Below are 19,924 nucleotides of genomic sequence, written 5' to 3' on the forward strand. Positions count from 1 at the left end.
TCAGATCCGCGCGGTTTACCTACTTACTGGCAGGCTTCGCAGTCGGGGTTGTCGATACTGCACGCCTTCGGCACCGGCGCCGGAGCCGGCTCGGCGGCCTGCAGACCTTCGTCGATCACCGAACTCACGGCGTTGAGCTTGCCGGTGTTGATGGTCGACTTCTCGGTGCTGGTGGCGGCCAGGGCACGGAGGTAGTAGGTGGTCTTCAGACCGCGGAACCAGGCCATGCGGTAGGTCACGTCGAGCTTCTTGCCCGAGGCGCCGGCGATGTACAGGTTCAGCGACTGGGCCTGGTCGATCCACTTCTGGCGGCGGCTGGCGGCCTCGACGATCCACTTGGTCTCGACTTCGAAGGCGGTGGCGTAGAGGTCCTTGAGATCCTGCGGGATGCGCTCGATCTGCTGGACGGAGCCGTCGTAGTACTTGAGGTCGTTGACCATCACCGCGTCCCACAGGCCACGGGCCTTGAGGTCGTGGACCAGGTAGGGGTTGATCACGGTGAACTCGCCGGAGAGGTTCGACTTCACGTAGAGGTTCTGGTAGGTCGGCTCGATGGACTGCGACACGCCGATGATGTTGGAGATGGTCGCGGTCGGGGCGATGGCCATGATGTTGGAGTTGCGCATGCCTTTCTTCACGCGCTCGCGGATCGGCGCCCAGTCCAGGGTGCTGGAGCGGTCCACGTCGATGTACTTGGCGCCGCGGGCTTCGGTGAGGATGTCCAGGGAGTCCAGCGGCAGGATGCCCTGGGACCACAGGGAGCCCTCGAAGCTGGAGTAGGCGCCGCGCTCTTCGGCCAGGTCGCAGGAGGCCTGGATGGCGAAGTAGCTGATGGCTTCCATGGACTGGTCGGCGAAGTCGATGGCGGCATCGGAGCCGTAGGCGATGTGCTGCAGGTACAGGGCGTCTTGGAAGCCCATCAGGCCGAGGCCTACCGGACGGTGCTTGAAGTTGGCGTTCTGCGCCTGCGGCACCGAGTAGTAGTTGATGTCGATGACGTTATCCAGCATGCGCACGGCGGTGCGCACGGTGCGCTCCAGCTTGGCGATGTCCAGCTTGCCACCATCGATGTGGTTGACCAGGTTGATCGAGCCCAGGTTGCAGACGGCGATCTCGTCGGCGTTGGTGTTCAGGGTGATCTCGGTGCAGAGGTTCGAGCTGTGCACGACGCCCACGTGCTGCTGCGGGCTGCGCAGGTTGCACGGGTCCTTGAAGGTCAGCCACGGGTGGCCGGTCTCGAACAGCATCGAGAGCATCTTGCGCCACAGGTCCTTGGCCTGGACGGTCTTGAACAGCTTGAGCTTGCCGTACTGGGTCAGGGCCTCGTAGTACTCGTAGCGCTCCTCGAAGGCGCGGCCGGTCAGGTCGTGCAGGTCGGGCACGTCGGAGGGCGAGAACAGGGTCCAGGTGCCGTCCTCGAACACGCGCTTCATGAACAGGTCGGGAATCCAGTTCGCGGTGTTCATGTCGTGGGTGCGGCGGCGGTCGTCGCCGGTGTTCTTGCGCAGCTCGAGGAATTCCTCGATGTCCAGGTGCCAGGTTTCCAGGTAGGCGCAGACCGCGCCCTTGCGCTTGCCGCCCTGGTTGACCGCCACGGCGGTGTCGTTGACCACTTTCAGGAACGGTACGACGCCCTGGCTCTTGCCGTTGGTGCCCTTGATGTAGGAGCCCAGTGCGCGCACCGGGGTCCAGTCGTTGCCCAGGCCGCCGGCGAATTTGGACAGCATGGCGTTGTCGTGGATGGCGTTGTAGATGCCCGAGAGGTCGTCCGGCACGGTGGTCAGGTAGCAGGACGACAGCTGCGGGCGCAGGGTGCCGGCGTTGAACAGGGTCGGCGTCGAGGCCATGTAGTCGAACGACGACAGTAGGTTGTAGAACTCGATGGCGCGGGCTTCCCGGTCCTGCTCCTCGATGGCCAGGCCCATGGCCACGCGCATGAAGAACACCTGCGGCAGTTCGAAGCGGATGCCGCCCTTGTGCAGGAAGTAGCGGTCGTACAGGGTCTGCAGGCCGAGGTAGGTGAACTGCTGGTCGCGCTCGTGGTTCAGCGCGGCGCCCAGCTTCTCCAGGTCGAATGCCTTGAGCTTGGGATCGAGCAGCTCGAATTCCACGCCCTTTTCCACGTAGACCGGCAGGGCCTTGGCGTAGAGGTCGGCCATCTCGTGGTGGGTGGCGGTTTCGGCCACGCCTAGGAAGCCCAGGGCTTCGGCGCGCAGGGTGTCCATCAGCAGGCGTGCGGTGACGTAGCTGTAGTTCGGCTCGCGCTCGACCAGGGTGCGGGCGGTCATCACCAGGGCGGTGTTGACGTCCTTCTCGGCCACGCCGTCGTAGAGGTTCTTCAGGGTCTCGCGCTGGATCAGCTCGGCGTCCACCTCGGCTAGGCCTTCGCAGGCCTCGCGGATGATGGTGTTCAGGCGGCCCATGTCCAGCGGGGCGAGGGAGCCGTCGGCGCGGGCGATGCGGATGCTCGGGTGCGGCTGGGCGACTTCGCCGCTGGCGGCGGCGCGCTTGCGCTCCTGGGAGCGGGCTTCGCGGTAGAGCACGTAGTCGCGGGCGACCTTGTGCTCGCCGGCGCGCATCAGGGCCAGTTCGACCTGGTCCTGGATTTCCTCGATGTGGATGGTGCCGCCGGAGGGCATGCGCCGGCGGAAGGTGGCGCTGACCTGTTCGGTCAGGCGCGCCACGGTGTCATGGATACGCGACGAGGCGGCCGCGGTGCCGCCTTCCACGGCGAGAAACGCCTTGCTGATGGCCACGGTGATCTTGTCGTCGGTGTAGGGGACGACGGTGCCGTTGCGCTTGATCACGCGCAGCTGGCCCGGTGCGGTGGCGGCCAGATCCTGGATCGAATCGGCAGCCTGCGGTGCGCTGGGCGGCAGGTTCTCGCGGGATGCGTCGGTATGCATGAGTGTCTCCATGTGCTTCGAAAAATTGGGCCAGGTCACGTCTTGGCCATCCGTTTCTAACGAGCAAAGCGAAACGCCGCGCTGGCGCTTGCGCAAAACATGGCTGAGGAACAGAGGGTTGTGACTCACCGCCTTCCTGGCCGTAAAACAGGGGTCGCGGCCCGAGAGCCGAAACCACTACATCTAGTGGGTGCGCCCTTCTTGGCCACCCTATGAATCGGCTTTCCTGCGCCCGTCGCGCCGGAAGCGGAAGCCGTCCGTAACGCCGGTCGGCATTCTAATGGCATCGATATGACGAGCCGTTTGCAAGGCCTGCGAGCGAGCCTCGCGGGAGCCATTTTCCGTTGTGTCGTTATTCGGGGCTCGGCACAACATATAGGTGTCTGGCGTTGTGGGGATACAAGATAATGCGCTGATGGGGGTAATGCAAGACGAAGCGGCAGGGGACATCCTGTGGATAAATTGTGCGTGGTGTGTGGGTGGGCGGGGGGCACTTTCGTACAGGCCGCGCGGCCGTTGGGCTTTACCGTTCGTCGTGGTCGCCTGGCGATTCCGGCGTTGTCCGGGAAGTTTTTCGCTTTGAGCGCTGCGGCACAATATCTTGTGTTTCGCTTGGCTTCCTGCTAGGTCGGGCGGGAGGTCGGGGAGGGCGTGCGCCGTTCAGTGCCCGATGCCGACCAGGGTCAGCAGGCGCTCTTCCAGTTGGGCGAACTGGCCCTCCAGCTCGGCGCCGGTCGGCCAGTCCGCCGCCAGGGGGGTGAGCAGGCGCAGGCGCGCCTGGCCGTCGGCGGACCACTCCAGCAGCTCGGCGTCCTGGAAGTAGAAGCGCTGGCGCACCAGCGGATAGAGCGCCTTGAACAGGCTTTCCTTGAGCGAGAAGACCAGGGTGACGAGCCAGGCCCGCTGATCCAGGGGCAGGACGGCGCTGCGCTCCTGCTCGCCGGGGGTGAGGATCTGCCGGGCCAGGCGCTCGCTGCGCGCGGGCTGCAGCAGGGTTTCCGCGTCCAGCCCCAGTCCGCGCCAGAGGCTGGCGTGGCCGACCAGCGCTGCCGCCCAGCCGTCGCTGTGGGTGATCGAGCCGACCGTGCCGGCCGGCCACTGCGGCGCGCGGTCCGCGCCGACCGCGGGAACGTCGGGGATGCCGGCCAGCCCCAGCAGGGCCTGGCGCGCGCAGAGGCGGCCGGCGAGGTGCTCGGCCTGGCGCTTGGCGGCGCCGCCGAGCGGGGGGATGGCGCAGCGCGCGAAGTCGTCGGGTGCCAGGCGCTCCGGGTCGAAGCGGGCGCTGACCAGTCGGGTGCCGGTCAGTGGGCGGGGCAGCGGCCAGTGCTCGACGGGCTCGTCGCAGCAGGAGGGGAGGGGCAGTGGATTCATCGTGCCATTGTGCCGCGACCGGAGGCGGAGCGGGTAGTCGTGCGGTGGCGGAATTTCGCCGCCGGACTGGCGGATATACGCCAGCCGAAGCGGTTTCGATAGTTCAACTGGCTGATTTTAAAGGGTTTCTTGGTGATTTAATGGGTGGCATGGCATTTGCTTTTCGTGCCCAACCCCTCGCACGAGGGATTACAAGAGCCTCCCCGGAGAGGGAGAAAAATCGTGTCAGGCGACGCCCGCCTCTGGGAAGGAGGTCCGGGGAGTCCCCCAAGGAAATCTGCCATGTCCCAACCCTTCTACAAGAGCCTGTATGTCCAGGTGCTGGCGGCCATCGCCATCGGCGTCGCGCTGGGCCATTTCTATCCGGAAACCGGCGCGGCGATGAAGCCCCTGGGTGACGGCTTCGTCAAGCTGATCAAGATGGCCATCGCGCCGATCATCTTCTGTACCGTGGTGAGCGGTATCGCCGGCATGCAGGACATGAAGGCGGTGGGCAAGACCGGCGGCATCGCCTTGCTGTACTTCGAGATCGTCTCCACCCTGGCCCTGATCATCGGCCTGGTGGTGGTCAACGTGGTCAAGCCGGGTGCCGGCATGCACATCGACCCGGCCAGCCTGGACGCCGGCAGCATCGCCGCCTACGCCAAGGCCGGTGCCGAGCAGAGCACCGTGGGCTTCCTGCTCAACGTGATTCCCGAGACGGTGGTCGGTGCCTTCGCCAAGGGCGACATCCTCCAGGTGCTGTTCTTCTCCGTGCTGTTCGCCTTCTCCCTGCAACGCATGGGCAGCTACGGCAAGCCGGTGCTGGAGTTCATCGACGGCATCGCCCAGGTGATGTTCGGCATCATCGGCGTGATCATGAAGCTGGCGCCCATCGGTGCCTTCGGCGCCATGGCCTTCACCATCGGCAAGTACGGCGTCGGCTCCCTGGTGCAGCTCGGCCAGCTGATGCTGTGCTTCTACATCACCTGCCTGTTCTTCATCCTCGTGGTGCTCGGCACCATCGCCCGCGCCAACGGCTTCAGCATCGTGCGCTTTATCAAGTACATCCGCGAGGAACTGCTGATCGTGCTCGGCACCTCCTCCTCGGAGTCCGCCCTGCCGCGCATGCTGAACAAGATGGAGAAGCTCGGCTGCCACAAGTCGGTGGTCGGTCTGGTGATCCCCACCGGCTACTCCTTCAACCTGGACGGAACTTCCATCTACCTGACCATGGCCGCGGTGTTCATCGCCCAGGCCACCGATACCCCGCTGGATCTGACCCACCAGCTGACCCTGCTGGCCGTGCTGCTGATCGCCTCCAAGGGCGCCGCCGGCGTCACCGGCAGCGGCTTCATCGTGCTGGCCGCCACCCTGTCCGCGGTGGGCGACCTGCCGGTGGCCGGTCTGGCGCTGATCCTCGGCATCGACCGCTTCATGTCGGAAGCCCGCGCCCTGACCAACCTGATCGGCAACGGTCTGGCCAGCGTGCTGGTGTCCAAGTGGGTCGGCCAGCTGGACGAGAAGAAGCTGCAAAGCGAGCTGCGCGGCGGCGGTTCGGATTCCGATGCCATGCTGAACGTGCGTCTGGATGACGGGGTCAGCGACTGAGTCGGGCATGACCTGCGCGGCGGCACTTCCCGCTGCCGCGCCATCCCTCCAGGCAAAGCCGGCCCGGCGCTCCCGCAGCGCCGGCCGGCCTTTTCTTACTTGAAGACGTCCTTGAAGAACGCCTGCATGTCGGCCCAGGAGCGCTCGTCGGCCTCCTTCTGGTAGCCGATGTCCATGCCCTGCTTGGCCAGCTCGTCGGCCTCCGGGTTGGTGAAGCCGTGCTTGGCGCCCGGGTATCGGTTGAACTGGTAGCGGGCGCCGGCCTGCTGCATTTCCCGCTTGAAATTGGCGATGTCCTGTTCCCGGGTGAAGCTGTCGGCGTCGCCGTGGGCGACCAGTACCCGCGCCTTGACGCTACCCGGCGTGGCCGGCTTCTGCGGCACCAGGTTGCCGTGGAAGCTGACCACCCCGGCCAGCGGCACGCTCTGGCGGGCCATGTCCAGCACCACCTTGCCGCCGAAGCAGTAGCCGATGGCGCCGAGCTTGGCGGGGTCGGTCTGCGGCTGCGCCTTGAGCAGCTCCAGCCCGGCCAGGAAGCGCGCCTTGGCGGTATCGGCACCGGCCGTGGCGGCCTGCATGAAGGCCTTGGCGTCGGCCGGGTGGCTGGTGTTCTTGCCTTCGCCGTACATGTCGATGGCCAGGGCGCTGTAGCCGAGACCGGCGAGGTCGCGGGCGCGGCGTTTGGCGTAGTCGTTCAGTCCCCACCATTCGTGCACCACCACGATGCCCGGCCGCTTGCCGGCGATGGCGTCGTCGTAGGCGTAGTAGCCCAGCAGGGGCGTGCCGTCGGCGGCCTTGTAGTGCAGCTCTTCGGTCTGGATCGCCGCCTGGCTGGCAGCACTGAAGGCCAGCAGCAGGCCTGGCAGGTAATGTCGCATTGCCGATCTCTCCTTTTCGGTCGTTGGCGCGCCCCGCCGATCCGGACGGGGGCGTGCCCTGCAGAGTATCAGGCCGGCACCGCTCATGGCCCGCCCGTTTCCGCCGGGGCCGCCTGTGTTAGCCTCCGGTCACCGCTTCGCATCGTTTCCGGATTTCGGCAATGGACCTGACCTCGGCCCTCGTTCCCCACCTGACCCGCGGCACGCCGGCCTACCGGCGCGCGACCCTGGCGCTGTTCTGCGCCGGCTTCGCCACCTTCGCCTTGCTCTATTGCGTGCAGCCGCTATTGCCGCAGCTGGCGGCGCATTTCTCGGTGTCGGCGGCGAGCAGCAGCCTGGCGCTGTCCCTGACCACCCTGAGCCTGGCCTTCTGCCTGCTGATTTCCGGGGCGCTGGCCGAGAGCTGGGGACGCAAGCCGGTGATGGCGGCGGCCCTCGGCCTGGCCTGTTCGCTGGGGATCGCCTGCTCCCTGGTGGAGTCCTGGGAGCTGCTGCTGACGCTGCGCGCCCTGCTCGGGCTGGCCCTGAGCGGCCTGCCTGCGCTGGCGATGGCCTACGTGGGCGAGGAATTCGACCCCGGCTCGCTGCCGGCGGCGATGGGCCTGTACATCGGCGGCACGGCCCTGGGCGGACTGCTCGGCCGCCTGCTGGCCGGCCTGCTCGGCGATCTCGGCGGCTGGCAGACGGCTCTCGGCGGCGTCGCCGGCATGGGGCTGCTGGGGCTGGGGCTGTTCGTCTGGCTGCTGCCGCCGTCGCGGCATTTCCAGGCGCAGCCGCTGTCCCTCGGCGGGCTGCTCGGCAACTTCCGCGACCACCTCGGCAACGCCGAGCTGCGGCGCCTGTTCCTGCTGGCCTTCCTGCTGATGGGCGGCTTCGTCGCCCTGTTCAACTATGCCGGCTTCCGCCTGGCCGCGCCGCCGTTCAATCTGTCCTCGACGGTGATCGGTCTGCTCTTCGTCGTCTACCTGATCGGCATTCTCAGCGCCGGCTGGGGCGGCAGGCTGATGTCGCGCTTCGGCGCGCGCGGGGTGCTGCAGGGGGCCGCCGGGATCATGCTGCTGGGAGTGGGGCTGTGCGCGACGCCCTGGCTGGCCGGCGTGGCGGCCGGGCTGGGGCTGGTGACGCTGGGCTTCTTCGCCGCCCATGCGGTGGCCAGCGCTCAGGTGGGGCAGCGGGCCGGGGGCGCCAAGGCCCAGGCTTCGGCTCTCTATCTGTGCGCCTATTACCTGGGCTCCAGCCTGGTCGGCTACGGCGGCGGCTGGGTCTTCCAGCACGCCGGCTGGCTGCCGCTGCTGGGGCTGCTCGGTAGTCTGTTCCTGCTCGCCGGCGGGATCGCCCGGCGGCTGTAGGTTTACTCGATGCGCTGCTGGCCGGTGAATACCAGCGTCGCCCGGCACTGCCGGCACAGGTAGCGGCGGCCCTTGCCGACCAGGGCGTGGCGCTGGGCGGAGAAGGGGAACTGCTGGTTCGGGCACAGGCAGCGATAGAGATAGCGCGTGGCCCGGCGCCGCGGGATGGCGTAGTTGTGGCAGCGGTTCGGCGGCAGCTGGTAGACCCCGCGCATGATCTCCTGCCATTCCGCGCCGTGGGGCTTGATTCCGGCTCCGTAGAGCTGGTGGGCGACCAGGTGCGCCACCTCGTGGGCCACCGTCTGGCGGAGGAAGTCCTCGCGGTTCTCCCGGTAGAGCTGCTCGTTGAAGCGCAGCAGGTTCTCCGTCAGATAGGCCACGCCGGCCTTCTGCCCGCGCAGTTGCAGGCTGATCCGCGGGCGCAGGAAGGTTCGTTCGAAGAAGGCTTCCGCCTGCTGGAAGCAGGCTTCGACGCGGGCATGGATCATCTCGGGCATGGGCAACACTCCTTGAAGCCCGGCCATTATGCCGAAAAGCCGGGTTACCTCGGGCTGCGTTTCGTCGCAGCCGCTTCGGCGAAGTCCAACGATTGACTGGTCGGCCGGGAACGGCGATCGCCGCTCCCGCCACCTTCGGCGTTCAGTCCCGCCCGCCGGGACCTTCCACGGGCCGTTCGCTGCGTACCGGGTAGCCCTGGTCGATGCCGGTGCGTTCGTAATTCGGCCGCAGCTGGTACTGCCAGAACAGCAGGGCGGTCAGCAGTACCGACAGCAGCACCAGCAGGCCCACCGAAAACACCGAGACGGCGTAGAGGAAGCCCGGGGACTGGCGGATGCGCATGAAGGCCGGCAGGCCGACGAACAGCAGGTAGGTCCAGTGCGCCAGGCCGACCGCCAGGACCGCGACGGCCAGCCAGCGGTTCGGATAGAGCCCGGCCAGGCCCAGGAACAGGAAGGGCGTGAGGGTGTAGGCGATGAAGCCGATGCACTGCTGGAGGCTCGGGCGCGCCTCGAAGGTCCGCGACATCCAGTGCACGAACCAGCCCATGATGGCGGTGCCGGCGAGGATCGCCAGATACAGCAGCACGCTGAATTGCAGGGCGCTGACCGGGTCCAGGCGCACGCGTTCCTCGCCGACCAGGCTCCAGCCGACGTAGGAGTTGCCGATGAACAGGGATACCGCGGGGATCAGGCCGAGCAGCAGCAGGTGGGGCAGGAAGTGCAGGCCGTTCTGGTCCTCCTCCCGGCGGATTTCCTCCCAGGTCTGCTCCGGGTGGCTTATCAGTTGCAGGGCATGCAGAGTCATGAGGGCCTACCTCGCGTCTTGATGGCTGCAGGAAAACAGCACCGATACCCGTTAGACGGCGCCAGGCTCCAGGATTCCCCCCTGCTGCCGAACGGTAGGCCCCTCGCAAACGAAGAAGCCGCCAGGCGGCGGCTTCGTCATCCCCGTGTCGCGACGGCGGTCAGCTGATGTACACCGGGCCGGCGCCGAAGCCCCAGAGGAGCACCGAGACGGCGATCAGCGCCACTAGCACCACCAGGCCCACCGCGAGCACCGAACTGGAGAACAGGAACCCCTCGTCGCGGGGGATGTTCATGAAGGTCGGCAACCCCACGTAGAGCAGGTAGACCGTGTAGCTGATGGCGACGGTGCCGACGGCCATGCCCACCCAGAGATTCGGGTAGACCGCCGCCATGCCGCCGATGAACAGGGGGGTGGCGTTGTAGGCGGCGAATACGATGCATTGTTCCAGGGTCGGGTTGGCATCGTAGGTCCGCGCCATCCAGTGGATGAAGGCGCCCATCACCGCCACGCCGGCCAGCATCGCCAGGTAGGACAGGATGGTCATCTGCAGCGCGCTGCCTTCGGTCAGCTTGACCGGCTCGCCCGAGCCGATGCTCCAGCCGACCTGGGTGGTGCCGATGAAGGCGGCGATGGCCGGAATGGCCGCCAGCAGCAGTACATGGGTCAGGTACATGTGGCTGATGCTTTCTTCTTCGCCACGGATTTCCTGCCATTCCTGATTTGGGCGGGTGAGTAGCCCCCAGACGTGGTTGATCATGCGTGCATCTCCTGTAGGAACGGTCGCCCCCAGCCAGAATCAAGCCTCTGCGACCTTGTCTGGCAGTATAGAAGCGGCCTGTAAGCCTCGCCGGGCGCGGCTTAGAGTGTTTTCCTCTCTGCACCGGGGCGGTAATAACCCTGAAGCGTTACGCTCGAGCCGGCGATGGATCGATGGGCTGGGGCCGGAGACGCTTTGCGCGTAAAATGCCCGCCTTTTCGTACCTTTCGCGGATTCAGAGCACCATGGGCACCCTTTCGGTCAATCAGAACAAGCTGCAGAAGCGCCTGCGCCGCCAGGCCGGCGAAGCGGTCACCGACTTCAACATGATCGAGGACGGCGACAAGGTGATGGTCTGCCTGTCCGGCGGCAAGGACAGCTACACCATGCTCGACGTGCTGCTCTATCTGCAGAAGGTGGCGCCGATCCGCTTCGAGATCGTCGCGGTGAACATGGACCAGAAGCAGCCGGGCTTCCCCGAGCACGTGCTGCCCGAGTACCTGAAGTCCATCGGCGTCGAGTACCACATCATCGAGAAGGACACCTACTCGGTGGTCAAGGAGAAGATTCCGGAGGGCAAGACCACCTGCTCGCTGTGCTCGCGCCTGCGCCGCGGCACCCTCTACACCTTCGCCGACGAGATCGGCGCGAGCAAAATGGCGCTCGGCCATCACCGCGACGACATCCTCGAGACCTTCTTCCTCAACCTGTTCTACGGCGGCACCCTCAAGGCCATGCCGCCCAAGCTGCTCTCCGACGACGGCCGCAACGTGGTGATCCGCCCGCTGGCCTACTGCAGCGAGGTGGACATCGAGGCCTATGCGAAGATGAGGGAGTTCCCGATCATCCCCTGCAACCTGTGCGGCTCCCAGGAGAACCTGCAGCGCCAGGTGGTCAAGGAGATGCTCCGGGAGTGGGAGCGCAAGAGCCCAGGCCGCACCGAGATCATGTTCCGCGCCCTGCAGAACGTGCATCCCTCGCAGCTGGCCGACCGCAATCTGTTCGACTTCAAGAGCCTGCGCATCGACGACAACGCCACGCCGCGCTTCGTCGACGTGATGAGCCTGTAGGGCAGGCCGTTCGCCGGCCGAGGCAAGGGAGATCACATGCGCGATTACCGATGGCTCCACGAGTACTGCCTGAACCGCTTCGGCTCGGCCGCCGCGCTGGAGGCGCGCCTGCCCGTGCCCAGGAGCGCCGGGGAGCTGCGCGCCATCGCGGACGACCGCTACCTGTCGCTGATCAGCCTGCGCATCTTCCGCGCCGGCCTCAAGCACAGCGTGGTCGACGCCAAGTGGCCGGCCTTCGAGGAGGTGTTCTTCGGCTTCGACCCGCACAAGGTGGTGCTGATGGGCGACGAGCACCTGGAGCGGCTGATGCGGGACGAGCGCCTGATCCGCCACCTGGCCAAGCTCAAGAGCGTGCCGCGCAACGCCCAGTTCGTGCTGGACGTGGCCAGGGAGAAGGGCAGCTTCGGCACCCTGCTCGCCGACTGGCCGGTGTCCGACATCGTCGGCCTGTGGCGCAGCCTGGCCAAGCGCGGCAACCAGCTCGGCGGCCTGTCGGCGCCGCGCTTCCTGCGCATGGCCGGCAAGGACACCTTCATCCCCACCGAGGACGTGGTCGCCGCGCTCGTGGCGCAGGGCGTGATCGACAAGGCGCCGACCAGCCAGAAGGACCTCGCGGCGGTACAGGACGCCTTCAACCGCTGGCAGGCGGAAAGCGGCCGGCCGCTGTGCCAGCTATCGGTCATGCTCGCCCACACGGTGAATCATTGAGCGAGCCGACGGTCCTTCTTGCAGTGCAGGAAAAAGACCGGCATCGAGCCGAGCGGACGGAGGAGACATGCAGGACACCATCGAGCGGATCGCCCGGGCGCTGCAGCGGGCCGAGCGCATCCTGATCATCACCGGCGCCGGGCTCTCCGCCGACTCCGGCCTGCCCACCTATCGCGGCCTCGGCGGCCTGTACAACGGCCGTACCGCGGAGGGCCTGCCGATCGAGGCGGCGCTGTCCGGGCCGATGCTCGGGCGCGATCCGGCGCTGTGCTGGAAATACCTCGCCGAGCTGGGGCGCGCCTGCCTGGGGGCGCGGCCTAATGCCGCACACGAGGCGATCGCCGAACTGCAGCGGCGCAAGCCCGGCTGCTGGGTGCTGACCCAGAACATCGACGGCTATCACCGGGCGGCCGGCTCGCCGCCGGAGCGGCTGATCGAGATCCACGGTCGGTTGGAACCGCTCTATTGCCAGTCCTGCGGCGCGCGGAGCGCCGAGCTGGCCGAGCACCTGCAGCGGCCGCTGCCGCCGCGCTGCGCCTGTGGCGGCATCCTGCGCCCGCCGGTGGTGCTGTTCGAGGAGATGCTGCCGGAGCGGGCCGTCGCCACGCTGTACGAGGAGCTGGGCAAGGGCTTCGACGCGGTGCTGGCGGTGGGCACCAGCGCCAGCTTCCCCTATATCGTCGAGCCGATCCTGCGGGCCCGGCGCCTGGGCGGCTTCACCGCCGAAATCAATCCGGGCAGCAGCGAGATCAGCGGCCTCGTCGACCTCCATGCGCGGGCGAGGGCCTTGGATGTCCTGCCATCGTTGCTAAGTCACATTTCTGGCATGGCTATTTGCAATACCGGCTAACACAAGGCATAGTCGGCCCGCCTTTCAACTTTCTGACACGGTCGTGCCTATGCAAGTACGCTTCGCACCCCTCGTGCCTCTGGCACTCGCCTTTCTGCTGACTGCCTGCGCGGGACATGCGCCTTACGAGCAGTCCTTCGCCGAGCGCATGTCGCAAGCCACCTCTCTGGCCGACGAGCCGAGCCGGGAAGAGCTGGCGGAACTCACCGACAACGTTCCCTACCGGCTGCCGGCCCTGGCCGACGCCGTCCTCGAGCGCGGTTTCGGACTGCTCGGTACGCCGTACCGCTTCGGCGGCGTTTCGGAACAGAGCGGTTTCGACTGCAGCGGTTTCATCGGCTACGTGTTCCGCGAGGAACTGGGCCTCGAACTGCCGCGCTCGACCCGCGACATGATCAGCATGGACGCCCCGCGGGTGGCCCGCAGCGATCTGGCGCCGGGCGATCTGATCTTCTTCAACAACCGTGGCCGCGGCCGCGTCAGCCATGCCGGCATCTACATCGGCAACGGGCGCTTCCTGCATTCCTCCAGCCGCCGCAGCGGCGGGGTGCGGGTGGACAGCCTGGAAGACGGTTACTGGAACGCCAGCTACCTGCAGGCCAAGCGCGTGCTGTCCCTGGCGGAGATGGACGTCAAGGCGTCGCGCTGACGGCCCCCTTCCGACCGACGCGTTCGCGTCGGTCATAATTTCGAAATGATATTATCCTGACGGCTTGATCCCCCGATGACTCCGTCGGCGGAAGCGCTAGAGTGGGGGTTCGAGCCGTTCGTCCGTCTGCGAGCGGTGGTCGCCAACAGCGAGCCGCCTTTCGGTTCCGCCCCGGCCCGCGCTTGCCGCGCAGGCCGACCAGCGGCAGAGTAGAGCGCTCGGTTGAAGATTCCTTTCAACGGTTCTGGTCAGGGAGTGCCGCATGTCTGCCCCGGTCCGCTTCGCCCTCGTTCTCGTCGCCGCACTGCTCGGTGCCTGCGCCAACCATGCTCCCGCGCCCCTGCCGGAGATCCAGCCGGTTTCGGAGGAGCTCTCCCCGGCGGCCAACGACGTGCTGTTCCGCGCCATCGGCCTGGTCGGCACGCCCTACCGCTGGGGCGGCAACACCCCGGATTCCGGATTCGACTGCAGCGGCCTGATCGGCTATGTCTATCGGGAGGCGGCCGCTCTGCAACTGCCCCGTACCACCCGCGAGATGCACGGCATGGGCATGCCGAGCGTGAACCGCGAGGCGCTGCGCAGCGGAGATCTGGTGTTCTTCGCCACCAGCGGCGGGCGCCAGGTCAGCCATGCCGGCATCTACGTCGGCGAGGGACGCTTCGTGCATGCGCCCTCCAGCGGCGGTACGGTACGCTTGGACCATCTGGGCGACCGCTACTGGCAGAAGACCTATCTGGGCGCCAAGCGCGTGCTGAACGACTCCCTGGCACGCAACCCCTGACGCCGGGCGGCCATGCCCGGCCCTCGCTGCGGAGGTGGGCATGAGCAACCGTACCCTGACCCTCGACGACTCCCTCTACCGCTACCTGCTCGAGGTTTCCCTGCGCGAGACGCCGCTCTTGAGGCGCCTGCGCGAGGAGACCGCGCGGCTGCCCAACGCCAACTGGCAGATCGCCCCGGAGCAGGGCCAGTTCATGGCCCTGCTGGTGCGCATCGCCGGCGCCCGGCGGGTCCTGGAGATCGGCACCTACACCGGCTACAGCGCCCTGTGCATGGCGGCGGCGCTGCCGGAGGACGGCGAGCTGCTCAGCCTCGACATCAGCGCGGAATACACCGACATCGCCCGCCGCTACTGGCAGGAGGCCGGGCTGGGCGCTCGCATCGCCCTGCGCCTGGCGCCGGCGCTGGAGAGCCTGCAGGCGCTGGAGCGCGAAGGGCAGGGCGGGCGCTTCGATCTGGTCTTCGTCGACGCCGACAAGACCGGCTATCCGGCTTACCTGGAGCATGCGCTGCGGCTGCTGCGCCCGGGCGGGCTGGTCCTGTTCGACAACACCCTGTGGGGCGGCCGGGTGCTGGAGGCCGCCCCGGAAAGCCCCGACACCCGCGCTGTCCAGGCGCTCAACCGGGCGCTGCGCGACGATCCGCGGATCGAGCTGTCGCTGCTGCCGCTGGGTGACGGCCTGAGCATCTGCCGCAAGCGCGAGACGGCCGGCTGAAAGCGCTCCTATAGAGGCGTCATGAGCGGGATTCAGACGTTCACGGATTTTCCTCAATTGACTCGGTGCGTATTTGCTCTAATCTGCGCGTCTTGCTTCAGGTGCCCTGGTTACCCAGGGTGAAACAGGGAAGCCGGTGCGCTCCGCGATCTCGCGGCGCAAGGCCGGCGCTGCCCCCGCAACGGTAGACGAGTCGAGAAGCCGCATCGCAATGCCACTGTGTTTCGACACGGGAAGGCGCGGTTTCGGGAACCGCACGGTTCCGCTCGTGAGCCCGGAGACCGGCCTGTCGCATTCCAGGGCATCGCGGAGGGCTTTGCCGGCTGCGCGGGGCCGTTCGTGGCCGGCGCACGTCCCTTTCTCTCCGCCTGCCGTACAGCCTTCAGGCCGCGCGGGTGGCGCGGCGGAGAACCGACCTTGAGACGCAAGCCCCGTTCCGGGCCGGCAGCCTGCACGCTGCTCGGCTTCGCTTTTCTTCATCATCCGGCCCAGGCCGCCGTCGAACCGCTCACCCTCGAGGGCGAGCTGGTGACCGCCAGCCGTACCGCGCAGACGGCGAGCCAGAGCCTCGCCGCGGCGACCCTGATCGAGCGCGACGAGATCGCGCGCAGCCAGGCGCAGACCCTGCCGGACCTGCTCCGGCGGGTGCCGGGCGTGTCCATCGCCAGCAACGGCGGGATGGGCAAGCCCAGCTCGCTGTTCATGCGCGGCACCGAGTCCGACCACGTACTGGTGCTGGTCGACGGGGTGCGCGTCGGCTCGGTGAGCAGCGGCGGCGCCGCCTGGCAGGACCTGCCGGTGGAACTGATCGAGCGTATCGAGGTGGTCCGCGGGCCGCGCTCCAGCCTGTACGGCTCGGAGGCCATCGGCGGGGTGATCCAGATCTTCACCCGCAAGGGCCGCGGGCAGGGGGCCAAACCCTTTCTCTCCGCCGGCTACGGCAGCCACGACACCTACGAAGGCAGCGCCGGGGTTTCCGGCGGCAACGGCCGCGGCTGGTACAGCCTGGCGGCGAGCGGTCTCGGCACCGACGGCATCAACGCCGAGCGCGTCGGCACCTGGGGCTACGAGAAGGATGCCGACGGCTACCGCAACCTGTCCGGCTCGCTGCGCGCCGGCTACCGCTTCGCCAACGGCCTGGAGCTGGACGGCAGTCTCCTGCGCGCCTGGACGCGCAACGCTTACGACCAGGTGAACGGCGAGCGCACCGCGGGCTTCTCCGCCCATGCCCGAGGCGAGCAGAACGTCTACGGCGGCCGCGCGCGCTTCAGTCCGTTCGAGCCCTGGCTGGTCACCCTGCAGTTGGGGCGCAGTGAGGACAACTCCGACACTTACCAGGACGGCGCCTTCTATACCCGCTTCGACAGCCGCCGCGACTACGCCAGCTGGCAGAACGACCTGCGCCTCGCCGCCGGGCACACCCTGACCCTGGGCGCCGACTACCAGCACGACCAGGTCGACGGCACCACCGACTACGCGCGGGACTCGCGGCGCAACTACGGCGCCTTCGCCCAGTACCTCGGCGAGCTCGGCCGGCACGACTGGCAGCTGTCCCTGCGCCATGACGACAACCAGCAGTTCGGCGGCCGCGACACCGGCAACGCCGCCTACGGCTTCGCCCTGAGCGACGAGCTGCGCGCCACCGTCTCCTACGGCCGCGCATTCAAGGCGCCGACCTTCAACGAGCTGTACTACCCCTACTACGGCAATCCGAACCTGGCGGCGGAGACCTCGCGCAGCCTGGAGGCCGGTCTGTCCGGCCAGCACGGCTGGGGCCACTGGTCGGTGAACGCCTACCGCACCCTGGTCGACAACCTGATCGCCTACGATTCCGCCCTCCAGGCGGCGGGCAACGTCGACAAGGCGCGGATCCGCGGCGTCGAGCTGGTGCTCGGCAGCCGCCTGTTCGGCTGGGACTGGAACGCCAACTACAGCTGGCTCGACCCGGAGAACCGGGGCGCGGGCGCCAACCGCGGCAACCGGCTGCCGCGCCGGGCCCGGCAGCTGTTCAACCTGGACCTGGACCGTACCCTGGGCGCCTTCGGCGTCGGCGCCACCCTGCACGCCGAGGGCAAGCGCTACGACGATCTGGCCAACCGCAACAAGCTCTCCGGCTTCGCCACCCTCGACCTGCGCGGCGAATACCGGATCAACCCCGCCTGGCGCCTGCAGACGCGGCTGGCCAACCTGCTGGACGCCGATTACCAGACCGTCCGCGGCTACAACCAGCAGGGGCGGGCGCTCTACCTGACCCTGCGCTATCAGGCGCTCTAGCCCCCATTCCCGAAGGAGAAACGCTGCATGCTCCAACTGTCTCCCCGCCGCCGACAGGCCGCCCCGATGGCCATGACCAGTGGCCGGTATTTCGCTATCCCCCCGTTCGGCCCGTGCTCCGGCCTGACCCGTGACGGGGAGGTGCGCGCATGAGCGAGTCGGCCGAGCGCGACGAGCGCCACAAGGCGCGCATGCAGCGCAAGAAGGCGGTGGTCGAGGAAAAGATCGCCCAGGCCGGCGACGAGCGCGGCCTGCTGCTGGTGCACACCGGCAACGGCAAGGGCAAGAGCAGCTCGGCCTTCGGCATGGCCGCCCGCGCCCTGGGGCACGGCATGAAGGTCGGCGTAGTGCAGTTCATCAAGGGCGCCGCCAGCACCGGCGAGGAGGCGTTCTTCCGCCGCTTCCCCGACGAGGTGCGCTATCACGTCATGGGCGAGGGTTTCACCTGGAACACCCAGGACCGCCAGCGCGACATCGCCAAGGCCCGCGAGGCCTGGGCGGTGGCCCGCGAGCTGCTGGCCGACGAGAACGTCGGTCTGGTGCTGCTGGACGAGCTGAACATTGCCCTGAGGTACGGCTATCTGGAGCTGGCCGAGGTGCTCGACGACATCCGCCGGCGCCCGCCGCGGCAGCACGTGGTGGTGACCGGGCGCGGTGCGCCGGCGGAGCTGATCGAGGCGGCCGATACCGTGACCGAGATGGGTCTGGTCAAGCACGCCTTCCAGGCCGGGGTGAAGGCGCAGAAGGGAGTGGAGTTCTGATGACCACGCGCCACTGCCCGGCCCTGCTGATCGCCGCCCCGGCCTCCGGCCAGGGCAAGACCACCGTCACCGCCGCCCTGGCGCGCCTGCACCGCCGCCAGGGACGGCGGGTGCGGGTGTTCAAATGTGGCCCGGATTTCCTCGACCCGATGATCCTGGCCCGGGCCAGCGGCGCGCCGGTCCGCCAGCTCGACCTGTGGATGGTCGGCGAGGAGGAGTCGCGGCGGCTGCTGTGGGAGGCGGCGGGGGAGGCCGACCTGATCCTGATCGAGGGGGTGATGGGCCTGTTCGACGGCTCGCCGTCCGCCGCTGACTTGGCGCGGCGCTTCGGCGTGCCGGTGCTGGGGGTGATCGACGCCTCGGCCATGGCCCAGACCTTCGGCGCCCTGGCCCACGGCCTGGCCGGCTACCAGCCGGACCTGCCGTTCGCCGGGGTGCTCGGCAACCGTGTCGGCAGCGCCCGGCACGGCGAGATGCTGCGCGCCAGCCTGCCGGAGAGCATCCGCTGGTACGGCGCCCTGCCGCGCAGCGCCGGTTTCGAGCTGCCGAGCCGCCACCTGGGGCTGGTCCAGGCCGCCGAGCTGGCCGATCTGGACGCCCGCCTGGACGCCGCCGCCGAGGCCCTGGGCGCCAGCGCCGAGGCGAGCCTGCCGCCGCCGGTGGCCTTCGCCGCGCCGGACGCGCAGGCCATCGAGCCGCTGCTGGCCGGGGTGCGCATCGGCGTGGCCCGCGACGGCGCCTTCGCCTTCCTCTACCAGGCCAACCTCGACCTGCTGCGCCAGCTCGGCGCCGAGCTGAGCTTCTTCTCGCCGCTGGCGGACCAGGCGCTGCCGGCGGTGGACAGCCTCTACCTGCCGGGCGGCTACCCCGAGCTGCACCTGCCGGCGCTGGCGGAAAACCGCGCCATGGCCGCGGCGGTCCGCGCCCACCACGAGGCCGGCCGGCCGATCCTCGCCGAGTGCGGCGGCATGCTCTATCTGCTGGAGGCCCTGACCGATCTCGACGGCCGGCGCCAGCCCCTGCTCGGCCTGCTGGCCGGCGAGGCGCGCATGCAGCCGCGCCTGACCGCCCTGGCCCTGCAGGCGGTGGAGCTGCCGGAAGGGCGCCTGCGCGGGCATACTTTCCACCACTCCGCCCTGGAATCGCCGCTCGAGCCCCTGGCCCGCGGCGAATGCCCGAACGGCAAGCGCACCGCCGAGGCGGTGTATCGCCGGGGGCGGCTGACCGCCTCCTACATCCACTTCTATCTGCCGTCCGCTCCGCGGGCGGCGGCGGCACTGTTCCAGCCATGAACGAAACCAACCAACACGCCTTCAGCCCTGAGGAGCGCGCCGCGGTCTACCGTGCCATCGCCGAGCGCCGCGACATGCGCCACTTCTGCGGTGGGGAGGTGGCCCCCGAACTGCTCGCCCGCCTGCTGCAGGCCGCGCACGCGGCGCCCAGCGTCGGCCTGATGCAGCCCTGGCGCTTCATCCGCATCGCCGACCGGGATCTGCGGGCGCAGATCGGCGCGCTGGTCGAGGCCGAGCGGGTCCGCACCGCCGAGGCGCTCGGCGAGCGCGGCGAGGAATTCATGCGGCTCAAGGTCGAGGGCATCGGCGACTGCGCCGAGCTGCTGGTGGCGGCGCTGATGGACGGCCGCGAGGCGCACGTCTTCGGTCGCCGCACCCTGCCGGAGATGGACCTGGCTTCCCTGGCCTGCGCCATCCAGAACCTCTGGCTGGCCGCCCGCGCCGAGGGCTTGGGGATGGGCTGGGTGTCGCTGTTCGACCCGCAGGCGTTGGCCGAGCTGCTGGGGATGCCGGCCGGCAGCAAGCCGGTGGCGCTGCTCTGCCTGGGGCCGGTGCGCGAGTTCTACCCGGCGCCGATGCTGGAGCTGGAAGGCTGGACCGAGCCGCGGCCGCTGGCCGAGCTGATCTACCGGGATCGCTGGGGGGAACGGGAATGACGGTCGAGG

At 68.3% G+C, this 19,924-nt stretch carries 18 protein-coding genes and 1 riboswitch; of the genes, 12 read left to right on the forward strand and 6 right to left on the reverse strand.

Features of this window, described 5'->3' with window-relative positions; all coding sequences use genetic code 11:
- Positions 1–23 precede the first annotated feature (23 nt).
- Together ACFOJE_RS19985 and ACFOJE_RS19990 are read right to left on the reverse strand one after the other, a co-directional pair.
- The gene (locus tag ACFOJE_RS19985; protein WP_377816713.1) at positions 24–2,906 is read right to left on the reverse strand and encodes a ribonucleoside-diphosphate reductase subunit alpha; all 2,883 of its coding nucleotides are present in this window, start codon (positions 2,904–2,906) and stop codon (positions 24–26) included.
- A 660-nt stretch (positions 2,907–3,566) separates the two neighbouring features.
- Positions 3,567–4,277 carry a 4'-phosphopantetheinyl transferase family protein gene (locus ACFOJE_RS19990; protein ID WP_377816714.1) on the reverse strand — a complete coding sequence of 237 codons (711 nt, stop codon included), beginning with the start codon at positions 4,275–4,277 and terminating at the stop codon, positions 3,567–3,569.
- A 282-nt stretch (positions 4,278–4,559) separates the two neighbouring features.
- On the opposite strand from ACFOJE_RS19990, the gene ACFOJE_RS19995 reads away from it, so the two are divergent.
- Positions 4,560–5,867 carry a dicarboxylate/amino acid:cation symporter gene (locus tag ACFOJE_RS19995; RefSeq protein WP_377816715.1) on the forward strand — a complete coding sequence of 436 codons (1,308 nt, stop codon included), beginning with the start codon at positions 4,560–4,562 and terminating at the stop codon, positions 5,865–5,867.
- A 95-nt stretch (positions 5,868–5,962) separates the two neighbouring features.
- Here the strand turns inward: ACFOJE_RS19995 and ACFOJE_RS20000 are convergent, their stop codons facing one another.
- Positions 5,963–6,745 carry a dienelactone hydrolase family protein gene (locus ACFOJE_RS20000; protein ID WP_377816716.1) on the reverse strand — a complete coding sequence of 261 codons (783 nt, stop codon included), beginning with the start codon at positions 6,743–6,745 and terminating at the stop codon, positions 5,963–5,965.
- A gap of 161 nt (positions 6,746–6,906) precedes the next feature.
- Here ACFOJE_RS20000 and ACFOJE_RS20005 point away from each other — a divergent pair, with 161 nt between their 5' ends.
- A complete protein-coding gene (locus ACFOJE_RS20005; protein WP_377816718.1) occupies positions 6,907–8,094 on the forward strand; it encodes an MFS transporter in 1,188 nt (395 codons plus the stop codon).
- A gap of 2 nt (positions 8,095–8,096) precedes the next feature.
- On the opposite strand, the gene ACFOJE_RS20010 is transcribed toward ACFOJE_RS20005, so the two are convergent.
- From ACFOJE_RS20010 to ACFOJE_RS20020, 3 genes are all read right to left on the reverse strand, one after another.
- Complete coding sequence (locus tag ACFOJE_RS20010; RefSeq protein WP_377816719.1) at positions 8,097–8,591, reverse strand: SprT family zinc-dependent metalloprotease; 495 nt, start codon at positions 8,589–8,591, stop codon at positions 8,097–8,099.
- Between the two features lie 142 nt (positions 8,592–8,733).
- Positions 8,734–9,399, reverse strand: a complete 666-nt coding sequence (locus ACFOJE_RS20015; RefSeq protein WP_377816722.1) for a Yip1 family protein — start codon at positions 9,397–9,399, stop codon at positions 8,734–8,736.
- Positions 9,400–9,559: 160 nt separating this feature from the next.
- Positions 9,560–10,159, reverse strand: a complete 600-nt coding sequence (locus ACFOJE_RS20020; protein ID WP_377816724.1) for a Yip1 family protein — start codon at positions 10,157–10,159, stop codon at positions 9,560–9,562.
- A gap of 245 nt (positions 10,160–10,404) precedes the next feature.
- On the opposite strand from ACFOJE_RS20020, the gene ttcA reads away from it, so the two are divergent.
- The 10 genes from ttcA (at position 10,405) to bluB (ending at position 19,915) form a co-directional block, all read left to right on the forward strand.
- Positions 10,405–11,229, forward strand: a complete 825-nt coding sequence (gene ttcA, locus ACFOJE_RS20025) for a tRNA 2-thiocytidine(32) synthetase TtcA (protein WP_377816725.1) — start codon at positions 10,405–10,407, stop codon at positions 11,227–11,229.
- A 36-nt stretch (positions 11,230–11,265) separates the two neighbouring features.
- On the forward strand, positions 11,266–11,937 hold the full coding sequence (locus tag ACFOJE_RS20030) for a DNA-3-methyladenine glycosylase I (protein WP_377816727.1): 672 nt from the start codon (positions 11,266–11,268) through the stop codon (positions 11,935–11,937).
- A 67-nt stretch (positions 11,938–12,004) separates the two neighbouring features.
- Positions 12,005–12,787 carry an NAD-dependent deacylase gene (locus ACFOJE_RS20035; RefSeq protein WP_377816729.1) on the forward strand — a complete coding sequence of 261 codons (783 nt, stop codon included), beginning with the start codon at positions 12,005–12,007 and terminating at the stop codon, positions 12,785–12,787.
- Between the two features lie 49 nt (positions 12,788–12,836).
- On the forward strand, positions 12,837–13,436 hold the full coding sequence (locus ACFOJE_RS20040; RefSeq protein WP_377816730.1) for a C40 family peptidase: 600 nt from the start codon (positions 12,837–12,839) through the stop codon (positions 13,434–13,436).
- A gap of 262 nt (positions 13,437–13,698) precedes the next feature.
- On the forward strand, positions 13,699–14,217 hold the full coding sequence (locus ACFOJE_RS20045) for a C40 family peptidase (protein ID WP_377816731.1): 519 nt from the start codon (positions 13,699–13,701) through the stop codon (positions 14,215–14,217).
- Positions 14,218–14,257: 40 nt separating this feature from the next.
- Positions 14,258–14,932 carry an O-methyltransferase gene (locus ACFOJE_RS20050; RefSeq protein ID WP_377816733.1) on the forward strand — a complete coding sequence of 225 codons (675 nt, stop codon included), beginning with the start codon at positions 14,258–14,260 and terminating at the stop codon, positions 14,930–14,932.
- Positions 14,933–15,014: 82 nt separating this feature from the next.
- Positions 15,015–15,236: riboswitch (cobalamin riboswitch) on the forward strand.
- A 113-nt stretch (positions 15,237–15,349) separates the two neighbouring features.
- Positions 15,350–17,206, forward strand: coding sequence for a TonB-dependent vitamin B12 receptor (gene btuB, locus ACFOJE_RS20055; protein ID WP_377816734.1), 1,857 nt, complete (start codon positions 15,350–15,352; stop codon positions 17,204–17,206).
- Between the two features lie 149 nt (positions 17,207–17,355).
- Positions 17,356–17,967 carry a cob(I)yrinic acid a,c-diamide adenosyltransferase gene (cobO, locus tag ACFOJE_RS20060; RefSeq protein ID WP_377816735.1) on the forward strand — a complete coding sequence of 204 codons (612 nt, stop codon included), beginning with the start codon at positions 17,356–17,358 and terminating at the stop codon, positions 17,965–17,967.
- The gene (locus tag ACFOJE_RS20065) at positions 17,967–19,259 is read left to right on the forward strand and encodes a cobyrinate a,c-diamide synthase (RefSeq protein ID WP_377816736.1); all 1,293 of its coding nucleotides are present in this window, start codon (positions 17,967–17,969) and stop codon (positions 19,257–19,259) included. Before cobO ends, ACFOJE_RS20065 begins: the two co-directional genes overlap by 1 nt.
- Positions 19,256–19,915 carry a 5,6-dimethylbenzimidazole synthase gene (bluB, locus tag ACFOJE_RS20070; protein ID WP_377816737.1) on the forward strand — a complete coding sequence of 220 codons (660 nt, stop codon included), beginning with the start codon at positions 19,256–19,258 and terminating at the stop codon, positions 19,913–19,915. The genes ACFOJE_RS20065 and bluB overlap by 4 nt, the downstream gene beginning before the upstream one ends.
- Positions 19,916–19,924: the final 9 nt, after the last annotated feature.

This window comes from Azotobacter bryophylli (assembly GCF_042643485.1).
In the GTDB taxonomy this organism is placed as follows: Bacteria; Pseudomonadota; Gammaproteobacteria; order Pseudomonadales; family Pseudomonadaceae; genus Azotobacter; species Azotobacter bryophylli.